The organism is Pseudotabrizicola sp. (assembly GCF_030656345.1).
Classification (GTDB): domain Bacteria; phylum Pseudomonadota; class Alphaproteobacteria; order Rhodobacterales; family Rhodobacteraceae; genus Pseudotabrizicola.
On record NZ_JAUSNR010000010.1, the window covers coordinates 44,131 to 61,383 of the forward strand.

Sequence of the window (17,253 nt, forward strand, 5' to 3'; positions counted from 1 at the left end):
GACCAGCAACGCATCCCCTGCCATGACACCCCCCACTCACGGTGATGAAGCTAAAACCCGCTGGTCTGAGGCTATCATCACACAGTTTTTCGGACAAATATTTTACCGTCTGGACAAATGCGCTATGCTCAGCTTGTTAGCCTCCTGACAGGAGAAGCCAATGTCTGACGCCCCGCGTAAAATCATCATCGACACCGATCCGGGGCAGGACGATGCCGTTGCCATCCTGCTGGCTCTGGCCAGCCCCGAAGATATTGAGGTGCTGGGCATCATCGCCGTTGCCGGGAACGTGCCGCTGGACCTGACGCAGCGCAATGCGCGGATCATCTGCGAACTGGCGGGCCAGCCCGGAATGCGGGTCTTTGCCGGCTGCGACCGGCCGATGGTGCGCCCGCTGGTGACGGCGGAATATGTGCATGGCAAGACCGGGCTGGATGGCCCGCAGATGGCAGACCCGACGATGCCGCTGCAGGATCAGCATGGCGTTGATTTCATCATCGAAACCCTGCGCCGCGAACCGGCACAGACCATCACCCTGTGCGCGCTGGGGCCCTTGACCAATATCGCAACCGCGATGGAACGCGCGCCCGATATCACCGGGCGCATTCAACAGATCGTGCTGATGGGCGGTGGATATTTCGAGCAGGGCAATGTTACCCCGGTTGCCGAATTCAACATCTATGTCGACCCGCAAGCCGCTGATATCGTGTTCAGATCCGGCGTTCCGCTGGTGGTCATGCCGCTGGATGTGACCCATAAGGCGCTGACCACCGGCGCGCGGGTCAAGGCGTTCCGCGCGCTTGGCACCGAACCGGGGCGGATGGTGGCGGAATGGACCGATTTCTTTGAACGTTTCGACAAGCAGAAATACGGCAGTGACGGCGCGCCGCTGCATGACCCTTGCGTCATCGCCTGGCTGATCCGGCCCGAGCTGTTTCAGGGCCGCAAGATCAATGTAGAGATCGAGACCCAGTCCGAGCTGACCATGGGCATGACCGTGGCCGACTGGTGGGGGGTGACGGGGCGGCCGTCGAACGCCCTGTTCATCGGCTCGGTCGATGCGGATGGGTTTTTCGCGCTGCTGACCGAGCGGATCGCCCGGCTCTGACCCCTGATCACTCCAGCGGCAGGATGACGGCGAAGGTGCTGCCCTTGCCCTGCTCGCTGGCGATCTGCAACCGGCCCCGGTGGCGCTGGACGATGTGTTTCACAATCGCAAGGCCAAGGCCGGTGCCGCCCTTTTCGCGCGAGCGGTGGCTGTCGACGCGGTAGAACCGTTCGGTCAGGCGCGGCAGGTGGCGGGGGTCGATTCCCTCGCCCTGATCGATGACCTCGATCCGCAGCGCGGATGATTTCGGCAGGCTGTCGGGCGTCAGCCGCACCACCACCTCGCCCCCCGCGCCGCCGTATTTCACCGCGTTTTCCATCAGGTTCTGGAACACCTGCACCAGCTGATCGGCATCGCCGGGCACCTGAGTGCTCAGGCCCTCGGCCAGGTCCAGCCGCACCGTCACGCCATTGGCTTCGGCCAGTGGCCGCAGGGTGGCCTTGGTCGATCGCAGGATTTCCACCATCTCGACCAGCGCTGTCGGGCGGACACGTTCTTCGGCCTCCACCCGGCTCAGGTGCAACAGGTCGCGGATCAGCCGGTTCATCCGGCCCGCCTCACGCTCCATGATCGACAGGAACCGCTCACGCGCGACGGGGTCGTCTTTCGCCGCCCCCTTCAGCGTCTCGATAAACCCCGACAGGGCGGTGAGCGGCGAGCGCAGCTCGTGGCTGACATTGGCCACGAATTCGCGCCGCATCTGGCCCATCTGCTCCACCTCGGACAGATCCTCCAGCACGCACAGCACCCCCGCCTCTTGCGGCAGCGGCGTCACCGTCACCCGGTGCACCGCATCCTGCGACGGGCCCGGCACCACCTGCCGCGCCACCCCGCCCTCGGCCGCGCGCAGGGCGCGCATCAGCGCCGCCTGCACCTCGGGATGGCGCAGCGCAATCGCGTGGTGCCGGCCCAGCATCGCGGCCCCGAACATCGCCACCGCCGCCGGGTTCATCACCGTGATCCGCTCATCCGGGCCGACGATCAGGGCCGGCAGGGGAACGCCGCTCAGAACTGCTGCTTCGATCATGGTATGCCCCGGTGCGTTTGCTGTCGGGTTTCCCTTACGGTCTTTGACGCAGGAAAGCGAGACGCACGCTTGATCTGCAGCGATTCCCGACTAAAGTTCCATTGGTGCCTTCCGTTACGTCACCGTGTTCCCGGGGGGTCTTCCCCGACAGTACCAGCGCCGCCTTTTACAGGAGTTTCCCGTGACACTTCCCCATGCAACCTCAGACCCGGACAGGCCCGGCCTGCGCAGGTCTTCCGGCCCGCTGATCGGCATCGGCCTGCCCCAAGCGCTTGCGCTGCATCTGGCCGACAAGAAACGCCCGGTGGTGGCTTTGCTGCCGCAGGATATTGCGCTTGCCGGGCTGGACCAGATTGAAAATGCGCTGATCGGCTGCCTTTTGCTGGGCGGCGAGGTCGATGCGCTGGATATTCTGGCCGATCTGGCCGCTGCAGGCTATCGCGGCGCGGTTGTTGTCATCGCGCCGCCCCTGCCCGATCTGGCGATGGTAGAGCGTGAACTGAAACGGGCCGCGCGGGGCATGACCGTTTCGCTGGTGGTGCTTTAGACCAAGGGCCGCAACCTGGCCCGGAACCGCGCGGCATTGGCGCGGTAGCTTTCCGCTGACCGCAAAAGCCGCGCCTGCGCCTCGGCATCCAGCGTGCGCACCACCCGGCCGGGACTGCCCATCACCAGACTGAAATCGGGGATCTCCTTGCCTTCGGTGATCAGCGCGCCCGCCCCGATCAGGCAACCGCGCCCGATCTTCGCACCGTTCAGCACCGTTGCCCCCATGCCGATCAGCGCGCCCGCCCCGATGGTGCAGCCATGCAGCATCGCCTTGTGACCGATGGTGCAATCGGCCCCGATGGTCAGCGGATAGCCCATATCGGTGTGCAGCACGCAGTTTTCCTGCACGTTGGACCCATGGCCGACATGAATCACCTCATTGTCGCCGCGCAAGGTCGCCCCGAACCAGACCGAGCTTTCCGCCTCCAGCACGATGCGCCCGATCACATTGGCATCCGGTGCCACCCAGGCAGTGGGGTCGATGACGGGGGCGATATCGCCAAGGGCATAGATCATCTTTGCTCAAACTCCCGGTTCAGGCCGCGCACGAAATCCGACAGCGCAGGCTGGCGGTCGCGGCGCATCCGCTCTGCTTCAAGAATGGTCAGCAAGCTGTTGAAAGAGATCTCAAGATCGTCATTCACCAGCACATAATCGTATTCCGCCCAATGGCTGATCTCATCGCGGCTTTTCGCCATCCTGCCGGCGATCACCTCCTCCGTATCCTGCGCCCGGCCGCGCAGGCGGCGGTCCAGTTCGGCAATCGACGGCGGCAGCACGAAGACCGATACCACATCGCGCCCCAGCGCCGAGTTGCGGATCTGCTGGCCGCCCTGCCAGTCAATGTCGAACAGCGTGTCGCGCCCCTCGCGCATCGCGTCTTCAACCGGGCCACGCGGGCTGCCGTAGAGGTTGCCGAACACTTCGGCATGTTCCAGCATATCGCCATCCGCGATCATCGCTTCAAACGCCGCGCGGTCGCGGAAGTAATAGTGCTGGCCGTCCACCTCACCCGCGCGTGGGGACCGGGTGGTCGCGGAAACCGAGAACCGGATCGTCGGGTCCCACGCCATCAGCCGCCGCGCGAGGGTCGACTTTCCCGCCCCCGACGGCGATGACAAGATCAGCAAAAGACCACGGCGCTGCATCGTCACTCCACGTTCTGAACCTGCTCACGCATCTGGTCTATCACGGTTTTCAGGTCAAGCCCGATCCGGGTCAGCGCCAGCGATTGCGCCTTGGAACACAAGGTGTTGGCCTCGCGCATGAATTCCTGCATCAGGAAATCGAACTTGCGCCCCACAGCACCCGGCTCGGCCAGCAGGGCACGCGCGGCGGCGATATGCGCGGTCAGACGGTCCAGCTCTTCGGTCACATCCTGCCTGACCGCGATCAGCGCCAGTTCCTGCGCCACCCGACCTTCGTCCGCGCCCTCGGCATGGTCCAGCACCCGGGCAAGCGCGCTGCGCAAGGTTGCCGCCGCCGTGTCGCGGCGCAGATCGGCCTCGGTCGCGGCGGCTGCGGTCAGCGCGGCGATCTGGTCAAGCTGCCCCGCAATCACGCCTTGCATCGCCGCGCCCTCAGCCGCGCGCATCGCGGCAAACTCGGCCAGCAATGCGGGCAGATCGGCCAGCAGGGCGCTGCGCAGCGGCCCGGTATCCTGTTCTGCACTCGCGGTTTCAAGCACGCCGCGCACCGCCAGCACATCGGCGGCCGTGGCCTGCGCCAGCGTCACCCCGGCCTGCATCGCCGCCCCTTCCACCTGCTGCAACGCCGCCAGCACGGCGGCCAGCACCGGCGGGTTCACCTGCAACCCGGTCCCGGCCTCGGCCCCTTCGGCGGTGAGTTTCAGCGACAGGCTGACATTGCCGCGCGACAGCGCCTGTTGCACCTGGCCGCGCACCGGCAGTTCCAGCCCGTCCACCCAATCGGGCAGCCGCAGCCGCAGGTCCAGCCCCTTGCCATTGACCGACCGGATATCCCAGGCCCAGACAAAGCCCGCGCCCTGCCCTTTGCGGGCGGCAAATCCGGTCATGGATATGGTCATCAACGCTCCCCCCGCCCTCCGGCGGCATTTACCATTTGTTTAGAATCCCACCCAATCTGCCCCGGTTTTGGTGTAGCTTAACACCTGAGTAAGGACGTTGAGTCGGCATCCGGCACGCAAGCCCGCCAAGCGGCCCACCGCCCGGACCACATATCATGGCCAGAAAGGCCGGGGCAACCGGGCACCACGGGCGACCCGCGCAATCACAGGGGAACAGAACATGACATCTGGCAAAAGCGGGCGCACCTCCGACGGGTCTGATCACCGGGGTCCGGGCCGGATTGCCGGGTTGCGCGCCTATTGGGAGGCGCTGCGCAGCGGCGATCACCTGCCGCGCCGCGACCGGGTCGATCCGCGCGGCCTTGCCGACGCGCTGGAGCACAGCTTTCTGATCGAGCGCATCGCGCCGGGCATCGCCCGGTTTCGCATCGCCGGCACCGCCTACAATGATCTGATGGGCATGGATGTGCGCGGGATGCCGCTGTCGTGCCTGTTTCTGGGGGCCTCGCGCGACCGGCTGCCGCTGGATCTCGAACGGGTGTTCCGCGCGCCGTCAATCCTGACGCTGGACCTGCGGGCCGAGGTCGGCCTGATCCGCTCGGGCCTGACCGGGCGGATGCAGATCCTGCCGATGCTGGATCAGGATGGCGCGGCAACGCTGGCCATCGGCTGTCTGGATCTGACCGGCACCATCGGCCGCGCCCCGCGCCGGTTTGAGGTCACGCAAGCCGCGCTGGAGCCGCTGACCACCACCACGCCGGTGCAGGACAGCACCCCCGCCCTGCCGCAGCCGCCACGGGCAAAGCCCGGCGTGCCCTATCTGCGGCTGGTGAAGGCGTAGGCCAGGGCTGGCAACAAAAAGGGGCGGCACAACGTGCCGCCCCCGAATTTTCGCAGAAAATTCGTGCCCTTACAGCGCGACGCGGTGACCGACTTCCCGAAACGCCAGCAGCTCTTCGGCCACCAGAAACGCCAGTTCCAGCGATTGGCTGGCATTCAGGCGCGGGTCGCAGGCGGTGTGATAGCGGTCCTGCAGGTTTTCATCCGTCACCGCACGCAAGCCGCCGGTGCATTCGGTCACATCCTTGCCGGTCATCTCGAAATGCACGCCGCCGGGGATGGTGCCCTCGGATTTGTGTACCGCAAAGAACTCGCGCACCTCTGACAGCACCGCGTTGAACGGCCGGGTCTTGTAGCCTGACGGCGATTTGATGGTGTTGCCGTGCATCGGGTCGCAGGACCAGACCACATTCGCACCCTCTTCGCGCGCGGCCTTGACCAGACGCGGCAGGTGTTCCGCCACCTTGCCCGCGCCAAAGCGCGCGATCAGGGTCAGACGGCCGGCCTCATTCTGCGGGTTCAGCTTGGCCATCAGCACCTTGAGGTCTTCGGCCGTGGTGGTCGGCCCGCATTTCAGCCCGATCGGGTTCAGCACGCCGCGGCAGAATTCCACATGCGCGCCATCCGGCTGCCGGGTACGGTCGCCGATCCAGAGCATATGGCCCGACCCGGCCACGTTCTGCCCCGAGATACTGTCGACCCGGCACAGCGCCTCTTCATATTCCAGCAGCAAGGCTTCGTGGCTGGTGTAGAAATCCACCGTGGTCAGCATATGCGCGGTATCGGCATTCACGCCCGCTGCGGTCATGAAGTCCAGCGCGTCGGAGATGCGGTTCGACAGCTCGCGGTAGCGTTCGGCCTTGTCATGCTCGGCAAAGCCCAGCGTCCAGGAATGCACCCGGTGGATATCGGCGAAACCACCCGTGGAGAACGCGCGCAAAAGGTTCAGGCTGGCCGCCGCCTGCGTATAGGCCTGCAGCATCCGGGCCGGGTCGGGCTGGCGCGCCTCTGGCGTCGCCTCGAACCCGTTGATGATGTCGCCACGATAGCTGGCGTATTCCACCCCGCCGATCATTTCGGTCGGCGCAGAGCGTGGCTTGGCGAACTGCCCCGCCATCCGGCCCACCTTGATCACCGGCACTTTCGCGCCATAGGTCAGCACGATGGCCATCTGCAGCATCACCCGGAAGGTATCGCGGATGTTGTCGGCGCTAAATTCGGCGAAACTTTCAGCACAATCGCCGCCCTGCAACAAAAAGGCTTTGCCTTCCGACGCCAGAGCCAGCTGCTTTTTCAGCCGCCGCGCTTCACCGGCAAACACCAGTGGCGGATACTTGGCCAGCTGCGCCTCGACGGCGTTCAGCGCGGCGCTGTCCATATAATCAGGCATCTGCACCCGCGGTTTCGCGCGCCAGTCCGATTTCTGCCAGCCTTTGGTCATGGCCTTCTCCCTCCCACTCCGGGGTCGCTCACGGTATCGCGCCGTTGTATACGGTTTGCACCGCAGATTGCAAAGGCCCAAACGCCCCATCTGCCCCCTTGCGAAACGGCTGAAATCCTGTCTCATGCGTCCGTATCCGACATGAACAGGTCGCAAGATGTCCACGCCACCCACCCGTGCCCAGAAAACCGATGCGACGCCTGCGACAAAGCGCTTTGTCTTCGTGTTGCTGGACCGCTTTACGATGATGTCATTTTCCTGCGCGATCGAACCGCTGCGGCTGGCCAATTACGTGGCGGGCAAGCCGCTTTATGACTGGATTCTCGCCGGTGAAGGCGGGGTCGAGGCGACCTGTTCCAACGGCGCCACCTTCAAGCTCGACATCGGGCTGGAGGACGTGGACCGCGAAGACACCATTCTGGTCTGCGGCGGCATCGACATTCAGCGCGCCACCACCAAGCCGGTGCTGAACTGGCTGCGGCGCGAGGCGCGGCGCGGCAATACCATCGGGGGCATGTGCACCGGGGCCTATGCTTTGGCCAAGGCCGGGCTGCTGGATGGCAAACGCGCGACCATTCATTGGGAAAATCAGGACGGATTTCTGGAGGAGTTTGAGCAGGTCAAGCTGACCAAATCGGTGTTTGTGATGGATGGCAACCGGCTGACCACGGCGGGCGGGATCTCGTCGATCGATCTGGTGCTCAAGATCATCGCCGCCGATCACGGGCAGGATCTGGCCAATACGGTCGCCGATCTGTTGATCTATTCCGCCATCCGCACCGATCAGGACACGCAGCGCCTGTCGATCCCCACCCGCATCGGGGTGCGGCACCCCAAACTGTCACAGGTCATCCAGATGATGGAGGGCAATATCGAAGACCCCCTGTCACCCGCCGATCTGGCCGATCAGGTCGACATGTCGACCCGCCAGCTGGAACGGCTGTTCCGCCGCTACCTCAACCGCAGCCCGAAGCGCTATTACATGGAGCTGCGACTGGGCAAGGCGCGCAACCTGCTGATGCAGACCGATATGAGCGTGATCAACGTGGCACTGGCCTGCGGCTTTGCCAGCCCGTCGCATTTTTCCAAATGCTACCGCAGCCATTACAACACCACCCCCTACCGCGAGCGCGGGTCACAGGGCCCGACGCCGCCGACCCGGCTGTCGATCTGAGGACTGGCCCGTGCGCACGCGCGCGCAGCGGCCCGGCTCACCCTACGTAATCCTGCAAAAATGCCGCTCATAAGGCACTTTTCATTTACTTAACGGCCCTCTAACCTGCCGCGCAGGATAACAGTCCGACATGGGAGACATAGAATGAAGAAACTGCTTCTTGCCACCGCCGCCACCGCGCTGATCGCCGGGGCCGCACAGGCTCAGGATGTCAAAATGGGCATCATCCTTGGCTTTACCGGCCCGCTGGAATCGATCACGCCGAACATGGCGACCGGGGCTGAACTGGCCATCACCGAGGTCAACGACTCGGGCAAATTCACCCTTGGCACGGTTGTACCGGTCCGGGCTGACAGCACCTGCATCGACGCCGCTGCCGCAACCGCCGCTGCCGACCGTCTGATCACCGCCGAAGGCATCAAGGCCATCATGGGCGCTGACTGTTCGGGCGTGACCTCGGCCATCCTGCAGAATGCCGCCCGCACCAATGGCGTGGCGATGATCTCGCCTTCCGCCACCTCGCCCGCACTGTCCACCGCCGAAGATGACGGGCTGTTCTTCCGCACCGCCCCTTCTGATGCGCGCCAGGGCGTGGTGATGACTGAAATCCTGATGGACAAGGGCATCAAGACCGTGGCCCTGACCTATACCAACAACGATTACGGCAAGGGTCTGGCCGACAGCTTCGCCGAAGCCTTCACCGCAGCCGGTGGCACCGTGACCATCAACGCCCCGCATGAAGATGACAAGGCCGACTATTCGGCCGAAGTCGCGTCGCTCGCCTCGGCTGGTGGCGAAGTGCTGGTCGTGGCGGGCTATACCGACAAGGGCGGCAAGTCGATCATTCAGGCCTCGCTCGATTCCGGCGCGTTCTCTACCTTCGTGCTGCCCGACGGCATGGTCGGCCAGAAGCTGGTCGATGACATCGGTTCGGGCCTGAACGGGTCGTTCGGCCAGTATCCGGGCACCGACAGCGAAGGCGCCGAACTGTTCCAGGCGCTTGCCACCGCCGCCGGTTTTGACGGCACCTCGGCCTTTGCGCCCGAATCCTATGACGCAGCTGCGCTGATCATGCTGGCCATGGCCGCTGCCGGGTCGACCGAGTCTGCAGACTGGGCCCCCAAGGTGATGGATCTGGCCAACGCCCCGGGCGAGCCGATCCTGCCGGGTGAACTGGGCAAGGCACTGGAACTGATCGCGGCAGGCACCGACATCGACTACGTCGGCGCGACGGCTGTGGAACTGATCGGGCCGGGCGAAAGTGCCGGCAACTACCGCGAGATTGAGATCAAGGACGGCAAGATCGAAACCATCCGGTTCCGCTGATCACGGCCAGAACAACCAAAGCACGGCCCGGAGCATTCCGGGCCGTTGCCACAAGACAAAGCCTCCGCGCCCGGAAAACCGGACATCGCGACGGAAGGTTCAGGGGATGAAAGATGATCAAGGTTGATAACCTGCACCGCCATTTCGGCGGGTTCCGGGCGGTTGACGGCGCATCGCTGGAGATTGCGGCGGGCTCTGTCACCGGGCTGATCGGCCCGAATGGCGCGGGCAAGACCACATTGTTCAACGTGATCGCCGGGCGGCTGAAGCCGACCAGCGGCAGCGTGCAGATGGCTGGCGAAGACATCACCGGCCTGCCGCCACATGAATTGTTCCACAAGGGCCTGCTGCGCACCTTTCAGATCGCGCATGAATTCGGCTCGATGAGCTGTGTCGAGAATCTGATGATGGTGCCCGGCGCGCAGATGGGCGAGACCCTGTGGAACGCCTGGTTCCGCCGGGGCGCGGTGCGCGCCGAGGAAGAACGGCTGCGGGCGAAAGCCCATGATGTGCTGAAATTCCTGACCATCGACCATCTGGCCGGTCAGAAGGCCAGCCAGATTTCCGGCGGGCAGAAAAAGCTGCTGGAACTGGGGCGGACGATGATGGTCGACGCGAAAATCGTGTTTCTCGATGAGGTGGGTGCCGGGGTGAACCGCACCCTGCTGAACACCATCGGCGACGCGATCCTGCGGCTGAACGCCGAACGCGGTTACACCTTCTGCGTGATCGAACATGACATGGATTTCATCGGGCGGCTGTGCAACCCGGTGATCTGCATGGCCGAAGGCCGCGTGCTGGCGCAAGGCACGGTCGAAGAGGTCAAGAATGACGAACGGGTGATCGAGGCCTATCTGGGCACCGGGCTGAAGAACAAGGTGGTGGCGCATGGCTGAACCCTTCCTGATCGGCGAAGCGATGACCGGCGGTTATGGCGGCGCGGACATATTGCACGCCTGTACCATCGCGGTAGACCCGGGCCAGATCGCCGTGATTGTCGGGCCGAACGGTGCCGGCAAATCCACCGCGATGAAGGCCGTCTTCGGCATGCTGTCCTTGCGCAGCGGCGCGGTGCGCCTGAAAGGCGAAGATATCACCGCCCTGACCCCACAGGCGCGGGTGGCCAAGGGCATGGCCTTTGTTCCGCAGACCAGCAACATCTTCACCTCTATGACGGTTGAGGAGAACCTTGAAATGGGGGCCTTCCTGCGCCGCGATGACATCAAGGCGACGATGGAGCAGGTCTACACCCTGTTCCCGATCCTGAAAGACAAACGCCATCAGGCGGCGGGTGAGCTGTCCGGCGGCCAACGCCAGCAGGTCGCCGTGGGCCGCGCGCTGATGACCCAGCCAAGCGTGCTGATGCTGGATGAACCCACCGCCGGCGTGTCGCCCATCGTGATGGACGAGTTGTTCGACCGCATCATCGAAGTGGCCCGCACCGGCATTTCCATCCTGATGGTGGAACAGAATGCCCGCCAGGCGCTGGAGATTGCCGACAAGGGCTATGTTCTGGTGCAGGGCGCCAACCGCTTCACCGGCACCGGACAGGCCCTCTTGGCCGACCCCGATGTGCGCAAATCATTCCTCGGGGGCTGAGCCATGGATATCCTCAACGCCCTTGTGGCCTTTCTCAACTTCGTCTTCATCCCCGGTGTGGCTTACGGCGCGCAGTTGGCGCTTGGCGCGCTTGGTGCCACGCTGATCTATTCGATCCTGCGGTTTTCCAACTTTGCCCATGGCGATACCATGGCCATCGGCACCGTGTTCGTGATCCTGCTGACCTGGGGGATGCAGGCGATGGGGGTCAGCTTCGGCCCCCTGCCCACCGCCCTGCTGGCGCTGCCCTTCGGCATCGTGCTGACCGCCCTTCTGCTGCTGGCGACCGACCGGGTGGTCTACCGCTATTACCGCCGCGTCAAGGCTGCCCCGGTCATTCTGGTGATGGCCTCGCTGGGTGTGATGTTCATGCTCAACGGCATCACCCGCTTTATCATCGGCACCAGTGACATCAGCTTCACCGATGGCGAGCGGTTCATCCTGACCGCAGGCGATTTCCGCACATGGTCCGGTCTGGCCGAGGGGCTGGCGATCCGCACCACCCAAGGGGTCACCCTTGTGGTCGCCATCATCGCGGTGGCGCTGCTGTTCTGGTTCCTGCAGAAAACCCGCACCGGCAAATCGATGCGCGCATTTTCCGACAACGAAGACCTGGCCCTGCTGTCGGGCATCAACCCTGACCGGGTGGTCGCGGTGACATGGATCGTGGCGGCAGCGCTCGCCACCACCGCAGGCACGCTTTACGGTCTGGACAAGGGGTTCAGCCCCTTCACCTATTTCCAGCTGCTGCTGCCGATCTTTGCCGCGGCCATCGTCGGCGGCCTTGGCAGCCCGATTGGCGCGATTGCCGGCGGCTTTGTCATCGCCTTTTCCGAGGTGATGGTGACCTATGCCTGGAAAAAGGTGGTCACTTACCTCGTGCCCGAGTCGATGGCCCCCAGCGGGCTGTTGCAGCTGATGTCCACCGATTACAAATTCGCGGTCAGCTTCGTGATCCTGATCATCGTGCTGCTGGTGATGCCCACCGGGTTGTTCAAGGGAAAATCGATATGAGTGGCGCACAGATGACCTCACAAGCCACAAGCACCGGCCCCGCGCGCGGGCTGTTGCTGGCCGCATTCGTGGCATGCCTGTTCATCGGCACCGGCCTGTTCCAAAGCTGGACGCTCGCTTTGCTGATCGTGAACATGGCGCTGATTTCGTCGATCATGGCGCTGGGGGTGAACATCCAATGGGGCTATGCCGGGCTGTTCTCGGTTGGCACCATGGGGTTTGTGGCGCTTGGCGGGCTGTCGGTGGTGCTGGTGTCGTCCTCACCCGCGCCGGGCGGCTGGTCGGCGGGGGGGCCGGGCATTGTGCTGGGCCTTTCGATGGGGGCAGCGACGATTGCCGCCGCCGTGATGGCCGCCACCAAACTGCCCGCCGGGCGCAGGCGCACCCTGATTGTCGCGGCGATCCTGATCATCGGCTTCATCGTCTTCCGCGCCATCTTCGACCCCGCCGTACAGGCGGTCGAGGCGAACAACCCCGCCGCCCATGGCAACCTTGGCGGCCTGGGCCTGCCGGTGCTGCTGGCCTGGCCGGTGGGCGGCCTGCTGGCCGCTGCCGCCGCATGGGCCATCGGCAAGACCGCGCTTGGCCTGCGCTCGGACTATCTGGCCATCGCCACGCTGGGCATTGCCGAAATCATCCTCGCCACCCTGAAGAACGAAGACTGGATGGCGCGCGGCGTCAAGAACGTCATCTCCCTGCCCCGCCCCGTGCCGTACGAAGTTGATCTGCAACGCACCCAAGGCTTCGTCGACTGGGCCACCAGCTGGGGCTTTGACCCCATCACCGCGTCGTCCATCGTGGTGCGGCTGATGTATTCCGGCCTGTTCGTCGTGGTGCTGCTGGTGCTGATCTGGCTGTCGCAGGCGGCGCTGCACAGCCCTTGGGGCCGGATGATGCGCGCGATCCGCGACAATGAAGTGTCGGCCGAGGCGATGGGCAAGGATGTGACCCGCCGCCATCTGCAGGTCTTCATCCTCGGCAGCGCCGTCATCGGCATCGCGGGCGCGATGATGACCACGCTCGACAGCCAGCTCACCCCCGGATCGTATTCGCCCTTGCGCTTCACCTTCCTGATCTGGGTGATGGTCATCGTCGGTGGGTCGGGCAACAACTGGGGCTCGGTGCTGGGCGGTTTCCTGATCTGGTGGCTGTGGGTGATGGTGGAACCGATCGGCAACTGGCTGATGGTGGTGATCACCTCCGGCATGGCCGATGGCTGGCTGAAAGGTCACCTGATCAACTCTGCCGCCCATATGCGCTTGCTGACGATGGGGGTGATCCTGCTTCTGGTGCTGCGCTTTGCGCCGAAGGGGCTGTTGCCGGAGAAATGACGGCAGGCGGAGGCACCACACAGGTGCCCCCGCTTTTCCTGACCCGGTGGCCAGGCGTCACACGGCTCCGCACAAGATCACCCGTCGCGGTTCAGCAGTGCGGCCGACCCGCAAACGGGTTCAGCGGCGGCACTCTTTTCTTCAAATGCCGAAGACTTCACAAGTGATGTATGCGTCTCGGCCCGGTCAGATCCTGAAGGTCTTTCCGTCATTGGCCACTATTTTCCAAACCTGCTACAGACAGGAGAGACTGATGAAAATTCAAAGAATTGCCGCCTTCAGCCATGATGGCAAGGGCGGAAACCCCGCCGGTGTCGTGCTGCTCGACGCGACTGTAGCCGGGGCCGAGATGGCGCGGGTCGCCGCCGATGTGGGCTATTCTGAAACCGCCTTTGCCGTTGCCCTGGATGCCAGCCGAAAAAACTGGCAGGTGCGCTACTTCTCCCCCGAATCCGAGGTGCCGTTCTGCGGCCACGCCACCATCGCGCTGGGGGCCGTCCTGGGCCAGACTTTTGGTCCGGGCACCTATGCGCTGACGCTGAACACAGGCTCCATCACGGTAGAGACCGACAAGTCTGGCGATGAGATGACAGCGACGCTGCTCTCGCCCCCCACCCACAGCGAAGGTGTGACTCCCGACGCATTGCACGATGCCCTGACGCTTTTTCAGCTGACCCCGGATGATCTTGATCCGCGCCTTCCCCCCGCCCGCATCCACGGCGGGGCCGATCATCTTGTCCTGCCGCTCCGGTCGCGCGCCCGGCTGGCCGCCATGGCGTACGATCTGGATCATGGGCGTATGGTGATGCGCAAGCATGGTCTTGTCACGGTGATGCTGGTCTTTGTTGAAGCAGATCAGACCTTTGTGGCCCGAAACGCCTTCGCCTCGGGTGGGGTGTTCGAAGATCCGGCAACGGGTGCGGCAGCGGCGGCCTTTGCCGGATACCTGCGCGATCAGGGCTGGCCGCATGGCGGCAGCCTCACCATCCGTCAGGGCGAAGACATGGGCAGCCCCTCGCTGATCTCGGTCTCGCTCGACACGGTCAAGGGCGCCCCCGTCCGCGTGTCAGGCACGGCGCGCCGCATAGACCCATGATCGGGCGGCGGCACGCGGGCGGGCCGCATTCTGCGGCTGCGCCGCATGTCGCTTGCTGCAAGCCAAAGCCAGACCACCCGCCCCCGCCCCACCGCCCATCCGCGACATTTCCTGTCGCGGCCTGACATGCCGCCGCCGCCATGCCCCGCCACTCTGAGCCTCAAAGGCAACGGAGTTCCCAGATGAAAACCCATACCCGCGTGGTCGTGATCGGCGGCGGTGTCGTCGGCTGTTCGGTCCTCTATCACCTCACCAAACTGGGCTGGTCCGATGTGACCCTGATCGAGCGGTCAGAGCTGACCTCTGGCAGCACATGGCACGCGGCGGGCGGCTTCCACACCCTGAACGGCGACACCAACATGGCGGCGCTGCAGGGTTATACCATCCGGCTGTACAAAGAGTTGGAGCAGATCACCGGCATGAACTGCGGCCTGCACCACGTCGGCGGCATCACCCTGGCCGACAATGAAGCGCGGTTTGAACAGCTGAAGGCCGAGCGCGCCAAGCACCGCTACATGGGTCTGGATACCGAAATCCTCGGCCCGGAAGAGATCCGCAAGCTGACCGATGGCATGGTCAACCTCGAAGGCATCCTCGGCGCGCTTTATGATCCGCTGGATGGCCACCTCGACCCGTCAGGCACCACCCACGCCTATGCCAAAGCGGCCCGGATGGGCGGGGCGGAAATCATCCTGCACAACCGCGTGCTGGAAACCAACCCGACCAAAGATGGCTGGGAAGTCGTCACCGAAAAGGGCACCATCACCTGCGAACATCTCGTCAACGCAGGCGGCCTCTGGGCGCGCGAAATCGGCGCGATGGCGGGGGTTTACCTGCCGCTGCTGCCGATGGCGCATCAATACCTCGTCACCGATGACATCCCCGAAATCGTCGAGATCCTGAAACGGGGGCGCGAATTCCCGCATGTGATGGACCCGGGCGGAGAATCCTACCTGCGGCAAGAGGGGCGCGGCCTCTGCATCGGCTTCTACGAGAAACCCTGCGAGCCATGGGCAGTCGACGGCACCCCGTGGGACTTCGGCCATGAGCTGCTGAACGAGCAGTTCGACAAGATCGAAGACTCGGTCAATTTCGCCTACCGCCGCTTTCCCGTCCTCGAACGCTCCGGCGTGAAACGCGTGATTCACGGCCCCTTCACCTTCGCCCCCGATGGCAACCCGCTGATCGGCCCGGTCCCCGGCCTGCGCAATTACTGGTCCGCCTGCGCCGTCATGGCAGGCTTTTCGCAAGGCGGCGGCATGGGCCTTGCGCTGGCCCAATGGATGATCGAAGGCGAGGTTGAACGCGACCCGCGCGGCTTTGACGTCGCCCGCTTCGGCAGCTGGACCAGCCCCGGCTACACCGTGCCCAAGGTGATTGAGAACTACCAGATGCGGTTCAACGTGTCCTACCCGAATGAGGAACGCCCCGCCGCGCGCCCCTTCCGCACCACGCCGATGTATGACGTCTTCGACGGCATGAACGCGGTCTGGGGCCAGCAATACGGGCTGGAGGTGGTGAATTACCACGCCCTGCCCGGCCAGCCCCGCCATGAAGAGCCCAGCTTCAAACGCTCCAACGCATGGGAGGCGACCGCGCAGGAGGTCATGGCGGTGCGCAATGGCGTGGGCATCAACGAGCTGCAGAATTTCGGCAAATACCTTGTCAGAGGCCCCAACGCCCGCGACTGGCTCAACCGCATCATGGCGGGCCGCATCCCCAAACCGGGCCGGCTGTCGCTGACCCCGATGCTGGCGCATTCCGGCAAGATCATCGGCGATTTCACCGTCACCTGCCTGTCGGAGACCGAATTTCAGCTGACCGCCAGCTATGGCGCGCAAGGCTGGCACAGCCGCTGGTTCGACCAGAACGCCATGCCCGGCGTCACGGTCGAAAACATCTCCGACACCCGGTCGGGCTTCCAGATCGCCGGGCCGAACGCGCGCGCGCTTCTGTCCCGCGTCACCCGCGCCGATGTCAGCGCCGCGGCGTTCAAGTTCATGGATGCCAAACGCCTGACCATCGGCATGGCAAACTGCCTTGTGCAGCGCGTCAGTTACACCGCCGATCTGGGGTATGAGATCTTCACCGATCAGATGTCGGTCCGCCATCTGTGGGATATTCTGAACCTGCATGGGCAGGATCTTGGCCTGCGCCCCTTCGGCATGCGCGCGATGATGAGCCTGCGGCTCGACAAATGGTTCGGCAGCTGGGGCCGCGAGTTCAGCCCCGACTACACGCCGGCGGAAACCGGGCTTGACCGCTTCATCCAATGGACCAAACCCGAAGACTGGATCGGCCGCGCCGCCGCCACAGCGGAAAAGGCCACAGGCCCGAAACGCCGCCTCACCCAGTTCATCGTCAACGCCACCGACGCCGATGTGGTGGCGTGGGAGCCGATCTGGCTGAATGGCGCGGTGCAGGGCTACTGCACCTCGGGCGGCTACAGCCACACCACCGGCCAGTCGGTCGCCATGGGCTTTTTGCCCGAAGGCAGCATCACCGATGGCCTGCAGGTCGAGATCGAAATCCTCGGCCACCGCCGCCCCGCCCGCGTCCACCTTTGCCCGCTGTGGGACGATGCAGGCCGCATGCGGGCCTGACCGCATTTTCAGTCCGGAAACATCCTCAAGGGGAAAGGCGCGAAGCGACGAGGGGGGGGCGAGCCCCCCCTGCGCGCAAGACCTCTGGCGATGCGTGT

At 64.4% G+C, this 17,253-nt stretch carries 16 protein-coding genes; 11 read left to right on the forward strand and 5 right to left on the reverse strand.

Annotated elements, in window-relative coordinates:
• Positions 1-160 precede the first annotated feature (160 nt).
• Entirely contained in the window at positions 161-1,108 is a 948-nt protein-coding gene (locus Q7J44_RS03890) for a nucleoside hydrolase (RefSeq protein ID WP_304877159.1), read from the forward strand.
• 7 nt (positions 1,109-1,115) lie between these two features.
• Here Q7J44_RS03890 and Q7J44_RS03895 read toward each other — a convergent pair whose 3' ends face one another.
• The gene (locus Q7J44_RS03895) at positions 1,116-2,135 is read right to left on the reverse strand and encodes an ATP-binding protein (RefSeq protein ID WP_304877163.1); all 1,020 of its coding nucleotides are present in this window, start codon (positions 2,133-2,135) and stop codon (positions 1,116-1,118) included.
• Positions 2,136-2,316: 181 nt separating this feature from the next.
• On the opposite strand from Q7J44_RS03895, the gene Q7J44_RS03900 reads away from it, so the two are divergent.
• Positions 2,317-2,682, forward strand: coding sequence for a hypothetical protein (locus Q7J44_RS03900; protein WP_304877165.1), 366 nt, complete (start codon positions 2,317-2,319; stop codon positions 2,680-2,682).
• Here the strand turns inward: Q7J44_RS03900 and Q7J44_RS03905 are convergent.
• From Q7J44_RS03905 to Q7J44_RS03915, 3 genes are read right to left on the reverse strand one after another with little or no spacing between them, the layout of a single operon-like run.
• A complete protein-coding gene (locus tag Q7J44_RS03905; protein WP_304877168.1) occupies positions 2,679-3,200 on the reverse strand; it encodes a gamma carbonic anhydrase family protein in 522 nt (173 codons plus the stop codon). The two genes, Q7J44_RS03900 and Q7J44_RS03905, sit on opposite strands and share 4 nt — an antisense overlap.
• Complete coding sequence (gene gmk, locus Q7J44_RS03910; protein ID WP_304877170.1) at positions 3,197-3,832, reverse strand: guanylate kinase; 636 nt, start codon at positions 3,830-3,832, stop codon at positions 3,197-3,199. Before gmk ends, Q7J44_RS03905 begins: the two co-directional genes overlap by 4 nt.
• A gap of 2 nt (positions 3,833-3,834) precedes the next feature.
• The gene (locus tag Q7J44_RS03915; RefSeq protein ID WP_304877172.1) at positions 3,835-4,731 is read right to left on the reverse strand and encodes a YicC/YloC family endoribonuclease; all 897 of its coding nucleotides are present in this window, start codon (positions 4,729-4,731) and stop codon (positions 3,835-3,837) included.
• Between the two features lie 220 nt (positions 4,732-4,951).
• Between Q7J44_RS03915 and Q7J44_RS03920 the strand changes: the two genes are divergently transcribed.
• Positions 4,952-5,572 carry a PAS domain-containing protein gene (locus tag Q7J44_RS03920; RefSeq protein WP_304877174.1) on the forward strand — a complete coding sequence of 207 codons (621 nt, stop codon included), beginning with the start codon at positions 4,952-4,954 and terminating at the stop codon, positions 5,570-5,572.
• A gap of 69 nt (positions 5,573-5,641) precedes the next feature.
• On the opposite strand, the gene Q7J44_RS03925 is transcribed toward Q7J44_RS03920, so the two are convergent.
• Positions 5,642-7,012 carry a class II 3-deoxy-7-phosphoheptulonate synthase gene (locus Q7J44_RS03925; RefSeq protein ID WP_304877176.1) on the reverse strand — a complete coding sequence of 457 codons (1,371 nt, stop codon included), beginning with the start codon at positions 7,010-7,012 and terminating at the stop codon, positions 5,642-5,644.
• Positions 7,013-7,169: 157 nt separating this feature from the next.
• On the opposite strand from Q7J44_RS03925, the gene Q7J44_RS03930 reads away from it, so the two are divergent.
• The 8 genes from Q7J44_RS03930 (at position 7,170) to Q7J44_RS03965 (ending at position 17,155) form a co-directional block, all read left to right on the forward strand.
• Positions 7,170-8,186: a GlxA family transcriptional regulator gene (locus Q7J44_RS03930; protein WP_304877178.1), complete on the forward strand. Its 1,017-nt coding sequence runs from the start codon at positions 7,170-7,172 to the stop codon at positions 8,184-8,186.
• Positions 8,187-8,330: 144 nt separating this feature from the next.
• Positions 8,331-9,512, forward strand: a complete 1,182-nt coding sequence (locus tag Q7J44_RS03935; protein WP_304877180.1) for an ABC transporter substrate-binding protein — start codon at positions 8,331-8,333, stop codon at positions 9,510-9,512.
• A gap of 113 nt (positions 9,513-9,625) precedes the next feature.
• Entirely contained in the window at positions 9,626-10,408 is a 783-nt protein-coding gene (locus tag Q7J44_RS03940; RefSeq protein ID WP_304877183.1) for an ABC transporter ATP-binding protein, read from the forward strand.
• Positions 10,401-11,111, forward strand: coding sequence for an ABC transporter ATP-binding protein (locus Q7J44_RS03945; RefSeq protein WP_304877185.1), 711 nt, complete (start codon positions 10,401-10,403; stop codon positions 11,109-11,111). Before Q7J44_RS03940 ends, Q7J44_RS03945 begins: the two co-directional genes overlap by 8 nt.
• A 3-nt stretch (positions 11,112-11,114) precedes the next feature.
• Positions 11,115-12,125 carry a branched-chain amino acid ABC transporter permease gene (locus tag Q7J44_RS03950; RefSeq protein WP_304877186.1) on the forward strand — a complete coding sequence of 337 codons (1,011 nt, stop codon included), beginning with the start codon at positions 11,115-11,117 and terminating at the stop codon, positions 12,123-12,125.
• A complete protein-coding gene (locus tag Q7J44_RS03955) occupies positions 12,122-13,456 on the forward strand; it encodes a branched-chain amino acid ABC transporter permease (protein ID WP_304877189.1) in 1,335 nt (444 codons plus the stop codon). Before Q7J44_RS03950 ends, Q7J44_RS03955 begins: the two co-directional genes overlap by 4 nt.
• Positions 13,457-13,709: 253 nt before the next feature.
• A complete protein-coding gene (locus tag Q7J44_RS03960; protein WP_304877191.1) occupies positions 13,710-14,552 on the forward strand; it encodes a PhzF family phenazine biosynthesis protein in 843 nt (280 codons plus the stop codon).
• 182 nt (positions 14,553-14,734) lie between these two features.
• Complete coding sequence (locus Q7J44_RS03965; RefSeq protein ID WP_304877194.1) at positions 14,735-17,155, forward strand: FAD-dependent oxidoreductase; 2,421 nt, start codon at positions 14,735-14,737, stop codon at positions 17,153-17,155.
• Positions 17,156-17,253 lie beyond the last annotated feature (98 nt).